At 60.4% G+C, this 6,546-nt stretch carries 7 protein-coding genes and 2 pseudogenes; 4 read left to right on the top strand and 5 right to left on the bottom strand.

What is annotated here, in order from left to right; translation table 11 throughout:
* The coding region (locus tag Q0R02_RS06505) for a LysR family transcriptional regulator (RefSeq protein ID WP_293881801.1) at positions 1-194 on the bottom strand (194 nt) is incomplete at its 3' end.
* Between the two features lie 225 nt (positions 195-419).
* On the opposite strand from Q0R02_RS06505, the pseudogene Q0R02_RS06500 reads away from it, so the two are divergent.
* Positions 420-1,360 (top strand): annotated as a pseudogene (locus Q0R02_RS06500) (IS630 family transposase).
* A 5-nt stretch (positions 1,361-1,365) separates the two neighbouring features.
* On the opposite strand, the gene Q0R02_RS06495 reads toward Q0R02_RS06500, so the two are convergent.
* Entirely contained in the window at positions 1,366-2,496 is a 1,131-nt protein-coding gene (locus tag Q0R02_RS06495; protein ID WP_293881800.1) for an alkene reductase, read from the bottom strand.
* Between the two features lie 256 nt (positions 2,497-2,752).
* On the opposite strand from Q0R02_RS06495, the gene Q0R02_RS06490 reads away from it, so the two are divergent.
* From Q0R02_RS06490 to Q0R02_RS06480, 3 genes and pseudogenes are all read left to right on the top strand, one after another.
* Complete coding sequence (locus Q0R02_RS06490; protein ID WP_293881799.1) at positions 2,753-3,328, top strand: chemotaxis protein CheB; 576 nt, start codon at positions 2,753-2,755, stop codon at positions 3,326-3,328.
* Positions 3,329-3,505: 177 nt separating this feature from the next.
* Positions 3,506-3,772, top strand: a complete 267-nt coding sequence (locus tag Q0R02_RS06485) for a hypothetical protein (protein ID WP_293881797.1) — start codon at positions 3,506-3,508, stop codon at positions 3,770-3,772.
* Between the two features lie 123 nt (positions 3,773-3,895).
* Positions 3,896-4,412: pseudogene (locus Q0R02_RS06480) on the top strand (NAD(P)-dependent oxidoreductase).
* A 39-nt stretch (positions 4,413-4,451) separates the two neighbouring features.
* Here the strand turns inward: Q0R02_RS06480 and Q0R02_RS06475 are convergent.
* The 3 genes from Q0R02_RS06475 to Q0R02_RS06465 form a co-directional block, all read right to left on the bottom strand.
* Entirely contained in the window at positions 4,452-4,916 is a 465-nt protein-coding gene (locus Q0R02_RS06475; RefSeq protein ID WP_293881795.1) for an oleate hydratase, read from the bottom strand.
* Between the two features lie 19 nt (positions 4,917-4,935).
* Positions 4,936-6,114, bottom strand: a complete 1,179-nt coding sequence (locus Q0R02_RS06470; RefSeq protein WP_293881793.1) for an oleate hydratase — start codon at positions 6,112-6,114, stop codon at positions 4,936-4,938.
* Between the two features lie 137 nt (positions 6,115-6,251).
* On the bottom strand, positions 6,252-6,546 hold a 295-nt coding region (locus Q0R02_RS06465; protein WP_293881791.1), incomplete at its 5' end, for a host attachment protein.

Raw genomic sequence — 6,546 nt, 5'->3', positions numbered from 1 at the left:
CGACGGCAAAACGCCGCACCTACTGGCGTCAGGTTCATGCCAGTGGTAGTTCGTTCGAAGAAGGTCGCTCCAAGCTCGTGCTCGAGCTCGCGTATACTTCGCGTAATGGCGGGCTGGGCCAGTCCCAGATGCCGGGCCGCTCGCCGCAGACCGCCCTTCTCTGCGATAGCAACTAGGTCACGGAGGTGAGTCATCTTCATGGCGTTACCATTCCAGTATCGCTCTCTGCGTTTCAAGGCTAAAGATTATCGATACCGGCCCCAAATCGCCTGCGTCAAGGGCTTGCATATGAACCAGAATTTATCCGGGCCCGGAGCCTGAACTCTAGAGCGGGAAGAGGTTTGATTGAATCGGCAGGGGATTCCCTTGGGGGCATTTTTCTGATTCAAGCTGTGTGCTGGATTGGAGGCCAGCATGACATGGCACGACCCTATTCGCTTGATCTTCGGGAACGCGTAATTTTGGCGGTTGAGTGCGACGGGCTTTCTCGTAACAAGGCGGCCCGCCGTTTTGGTGTTGCGATCAGCACGGCGGTCAACTGGCTGCGACGGCATCATGACGGGAAGCGCGGCACCGGGGCAGATGGGCGGTCACCGCCCACGCAAACTCGTCGGCGCACACCGGGACTGGTTGCTGGAGCGCGCCAAGGCGGATTTCACCCTACGCGGTCTTCAGGCGGAACTGGCCGAGCGCGGTGTGAAAGTCGACTATCGCCCGGTCTGGACCTTTGCCCATGACGAGGATCTGAGCTTCAAAAAAAAGCGTGCTTCCCGCCGAACAGCTCCGGCCCAAGGTGGCAAGGCGGCGCAGGCAATGGAAGAAGTATCAGAGGCGACTTGATCCCCGCCGCCTCGTGTTCATTGACGAGACCTGGGCGAAAACCAACATGGCCCCGCTGCGTGGCTGGGCACCCAAGGGCCAGCGGCTTCATGCCAAAGTGCCCTACGGACACTGGAAAACGATGACGTTCCTCGCGGCCTTGCGCTGCGACCGGATCGATGCCCCCTGTGTCCTCGATCAGCCGATCAACGGGGCCAGCTTCCTCGAATATGTCGAGCAGTTCCTCGTGCCAACGCTCTCACCCGGCGACGTCGTGATCATGGACAATCTCTCCAGCCACAAACGGCCTGCCATCCGCACCGCAATCCGCAGCGTCGGCGCGCGCCTCTTGTTCCTGCCACCCTACTCGCCAGACCTGAACCCCATTGAGCAGGTCTTTGCAAAGCTTAAGCACCTCATGCGCAAAGCCGCAGAGCGAACCGCCGAGGCCACATGGAAGCGTATCGGATCGCTGCTCGACGACTTCCCACCAAAGGAATGCGCCGCATACCTGGCTAACTCAGGATATGCACAAACCTAATCTCATCACGCTCTAGCGGCGACAGCCTCTGGCCGGACGAGACTTGGATAGTCGGTATAGCCATGCGCGCCGCCACCATAGAGCATCTCTGGGGCCATCAGCGCATTTAGCGGGGCATCTTCCTTTAGCCGCTCCACCAGATCGGGATTAGCGATGAAGAGGCGCCCAAACGAGACAAGATCGGCGCGACCGCTTGTGACGGCATCGATCGCCATCTGCCGATCATAGCCGTTATTGGCCATCCAGACGCCATCGAAGCGTGCGCGCAGCGCTGCGTAGTCGAAGGCGATACTATCCCTGGCGCCGCCGGTCTCGCCCTCGACGACATGCAGATAGGCCAGGCCCAGCGGGCTGAGTTTCTCCACGACATGATCGAACAGGGCCTGGGGATGGCTGTCGTGGGAATCGCCCGCAGTGGAAACCGGAGAAATCCGCACGCCCAGGCGTCCCGGTCCGATCGCCAAAGCGCAGGCGTCGGCGACCTCCAGCAACAGCCGCGCCCGGTTCTCGATCGAACCGCCATAGTTGTCGGTCCGATGGTTGGTGCCGTCACGCAAGAAAGCGTCGAGCAGATAGCCGTGCGCGCCGTGCAATTCGACTCCGTCGAAGCCGCCCTCGATCGCGCGCGTGCTCGCATTGCGGAAATCGTCGATGATGCCCGGGATTTCGTCGAGATGGAGCGCGCGAGGCATCGACACATCGACGAAGCCCTGGGCGGCGAGGAAAGTCTTGGTGTTTGCCCGGATCGCCGAGGGTCCGATGGGGGCCTGGCCGTCTTTCTGAAAGCTGGTGTGCGATACCCGGCCCGTATGCCAGAGCTGAACGACGATCGTTCCGCCCTTGGCGTGAACGGCCGCAGTGACTTTTTTCCATCCCTCGACCTGCTTGTCGGTGTAGCAGCCGGGCGTCCCAGCATAGCCTTGTGCCTGCGCGGAGATTTGCGTCGCCTCGGCGATGATCAGGCCAGCGGAAGCCCGCTGTGCGTAATATTCAACAGCGAATGGCCCAGGGGCCAGACCCGGACCAGCCCTGTTCCGGGTCAGTGGCGCCATGGCGATACGATTGGCAAGCTGAAGAGCACCGGCGGTAGCGGGTTCGAAGAGAGCCTTTGGTGAACGGATCGTCGGATTAGACATGATGTGAGGGCTCCCGATGGCCGATGGTATTGTGTTGATAGGAGATGGCGGCCTGCTAGCGCAGATCGGCGCAACCCTGTTTCACGCGTGAGAGGCAGGAATGCCCGAAACGGCCCGGACCAAGATCCATCGGAAACTACTCAAAACGAACCGAGTGCCAGCGTGAGTATTATCCGACGCTGCGGATGCGGGGTAGATACCGCTAGACCTCGCAAGCGGGTTCAGGGGCGGCCGCAACGAGAGGAGCATTTCGTCGATGATAGCGCAAAATGTGCCAATCGTGTGCGTAGGAGGATCGGCGGGCGGACTAGACGCCTATAAACGCCTGTTGGAAAATTTACCGGCAGATCTTGGTGCGGCGATCGTGATCGTGAACCATCTACGGACGGTATCGACGCTCCTCCACGAGATTCTGCCGCGTCACACGCAGATGCCTGTTGAGCTCATCACCGAAGGGCTCGACATTCAGCCGAACCATGTGTTCATCATTCCTGCCCAGCGTGACCTCCATGTCCTCAACGGAGAGTTTCGACTGGCACCCATCTCCAAGCCCCGTGGATGGCCCGACGTCATAACTGTATTTCTGAAATCATTGACCCAGAACTGGCACGGCAAGCTCGTCGCCGTGATCGTGTCGGGCTATGATGGCGACGGCGCCGAGGCCTTATGCGGCATTCGGGAAGTCGGGGGGATTACGATCGCGCAATTGCCCGCTTCGGCAGCGGAGCCTGAAATGCCCGACAGCGCGATCGAGAGCGGCTGCGTCGATTTCATTTTGGCCCCCGAGCAAATCGCTGCCCAGATCGTGAAAATTATTGGACCGTCATGCTGATATGCACGGCGGCTGGCCGCCGTATCAGATTGTGACGAGCCATTGCGACCATCACCGGAACCCGCAGGGAGAATGAGTATTTTCCGATCCTACGGTCGACCGACATGAGCCGATAAAGTTGGGAACAATCTGATGGCGGCGCGCGTGCCGCCATCAAGCCCAATGAGGAGCCTCGCCATGCTGACCGAATCCAGATCATTCCTTCGTGACCGGGCCAGCACCGAAACCACGCTAGCTGCACAAACCGACTGCGGTCCTGCTGCCTGGTCTCATGCCCACCTCGCCCGGCTTTACCTTGAAAGGTGCATCGAGACCGTGGCCGACACGGAGGAATGCGTCGGCTGCGAGATGAATCCGACTTGCATTAGCCAGGAGGCCGAGCGCCGAGCGCTTTTGCCCTATTCGGCGAACCGGAGAGCATCCGGCCTTTTTTCCGTCGATTGAACACCGCGCATTTTTTGATCGAAGCGGAGCCGCCATCACACGGGCCGCATCGCTGCTGCTTCATCGAGCAACGGCCTGGCCCTCCGCGTTCCTGGCTGACCCGGCAGGCTTTGGAAGGTTGAAATGAGAATTCTGGTATTGGGCGCCACGGGTGCAACCGGCCGGCTTATCGTCGGCCGAGCCATGGCAAAGGGTCATAGCGTCGTGGCGCTGGTCCGATCAAAGAACAAGGCCGTGACGCTTGCCAGCGCCGAACTCGTCGAGGGCGACGCGCGCACTTATCGGCGTGATGGAGACGCACAGTATCCGCCGGTTCATCTGCATAACCGGCGTGGGCGCGGGCGATAGCGAGGGCCATGGCGGCTTCTTTTACGACTGGCTGTTTCAGCCCATGATGCTGCGCAAGGTCTATGAAGACAAGGACCGGCAGGAGGATGCGATCCGGGCCAGCGCACTCGACTGGATCATTGTCTGGCCAACAATCCTCAACGACAAACCCGCAACCGGTAATATCCGGGCGTTGACGGATCTGGCCGGCGTGCATGGCGGGACAATTGCGCGAGCCGACGTCGCGGATTTCGTGGTGCAACAGCTCACCACCGACACGTGGCTGCACAAGACGCCGCTGATAACCTGGTAGGCGCACGCTCGTGCACCTTCATCCCGGTCCGGTTGGCCTTCAGTCGGTCAGGGCGTGGTCTCGCTGGGGGTGGCCAATCCCGTGCAGTGCCATGAACGCCTTGGCGAGCACGCGGGCGTCGAACTTGCCCTTGTAAACGGCCGGCGGCTTTCGCTCGATACCGAGCAGGGCATAGACCGCCGTCTGCGCCGACCGGATCGAATATTCGACCGTGAAAACCACGTCGTCCGGCAGTTCGCAATATTGCCCGAGCATCGCCAGATTATGCGAGCCTGCGGGGATGACGGCAGGCCGATCGCCGCTCGCGCGCGGCATGAACTGGCTGGTGATGAAGGGCATCATGCACGGGATGCAGGTCGAGCTTTCGATTATGCCGAGCGCTTCGGCACCAATGTCGAGATGCCCCATGATCTCGGTCATGATCTCGCGACCTGAGCAGCCCGCCATGGGTTTCTTCACGAAATTGCCCGGGGCATCGACTGAGAGTCCATAGCCCCAGCACACATCGACGCCTTCGGGCTGATCAATGAAATGGGGCTGGTGCGGGGATGACGATCGAGGCCAGCCAGTTGGAATGCGGAAAGGTAATCAGCCCCCCTTCGCCGGGGACGTTGCCGGTAAAGTCGCGCACCAGTCGCAGAAAGGTCGGATCTCTCATGGTAATCGTGAAGGACGTCCATTTGGACTGGTCGATATGACCATCGAAGGTTTGCGGCCGCCCGAACGCTGGCCGCCCTTCGGCGATCGTCTCCCACAAGGTCCAGGCCCCGCCATCGGCTTTCGATGCCAGTTCGGGCGCTGCATCCATGGTCCCCAGGCGTGAACCTTCGGTCATCGAGCCAAGCGTCACGAGGACAAGGTCATCGGGGTTGATGGCAATCCCCGAGGACTCTCCGGCACGCTCGTAGAAGATGCGTTCGACGACATCTTTGCCGACACGTTGTGTCATCCCGAGGTCGGTAACTCTTGTATCAAAGCCAAAGATAACGCCCCGCTCTTCGAGCCATTTCTGCAACGGGCGCACCATGGAATCATATTGGTTGTAAACCGTGCGCATGATGCCCTCCGGTCTGCCAAAGCCCGAGATCAGGTGGACGAAACGAACCAGATAGCGTTTGAACTCGACCGCGCTGTGCCAAGGCTGAAATGCGAAGGTTGTACACCACATCTCCCAAAAGCTCGTCTGGAAGAAGCTTGGATCGAACTGCTCGGCAATGGTCGCTTTGCCGAGCATCGCTTCCGGCTCGAGCGCGAGGCGCTCGATCGTGATGATATGGCGTTCGGTAAGCCCGAACTTTGGATCGACCTGTCGTTCGCCGTCGCGAAAAAGGCGCGATTTCGACGAGGTCTGCATCGTCTTGTTCCAGTTGAGGATTTCCTGCGTCACCGTCGTCTTGCCGTCGAGTGTCGGGATCGAGGTGAACAGCTCGAAGGTGCAGAGATATTTGCTTTCAAGCATGCGGCCACCGCGCAGCACGAATCCCTCTTCCGCCGAACCCGCACCGTCGAGACTGCCACCGAGGCGGTCTGTTTCCTCAAGGATGGTGATGTCGCATCCGCGGACATCGCCGTCTCGGATCAGAAAGGCGGCAGCCGCCATCGATGCAATGCCGCCGCCGACCAGATAGGCCTTTGTATGCGGCTTGGCGTTGAGGGAATCCGTATCGAATGATTCGGTGTGCGCGGTTGGGCTATGGTCCATGTGGCGATGCTCCTTGCTGCACCGCCTGACGTCTGTTCGCGGTGCCAGCAAAGTATCCAATGACGAAGATCGCCACAGCGTCGGAATGTACTCATAGGGCGGTCGACGAGGGAAAGGTTGCGCGCGCGCCTGCCGCCTCAGTCCTCGTGCCGGACCAACATTTCAGCGACATCGCGGGCCGGTCGTCCGGCATAGTCCTTGGCGATCTCGCCGATCAGCAGATGCTGTGTCGCCGCCTCGATATGCGGGCGCATGGCCCCCAACACCCTGGGAGCCGCGACTAGAATGAGCTTGTGATCACCATCCGCTGCAAGCCGATTAAGATGCGCTGCGGCATCGCGCGAGAAGCGATCCTCCTCCTGTTGATGGTAGTCGGGGCCTTCATACGCGCCCCGGCCCGTGCCCATACTTTCGAACCGACGCCCTGGGCGA

Source organism: Sphingomonas sp., from assembly GCF_025353885.1.
In the GTDB taxonomy this organism is placed as follows: domain Bacteria; phylum Pseudomonadota; class Alphaproteobacteria; order Sphingomonadales; family Sphingomonadaceae; genus Sphingomonas_O.
The sequence above is the reverse complement of the archived record's forward strand: the minus strand, read 5'-3'. Positions and strand labels throughout refer to the sequence as shown.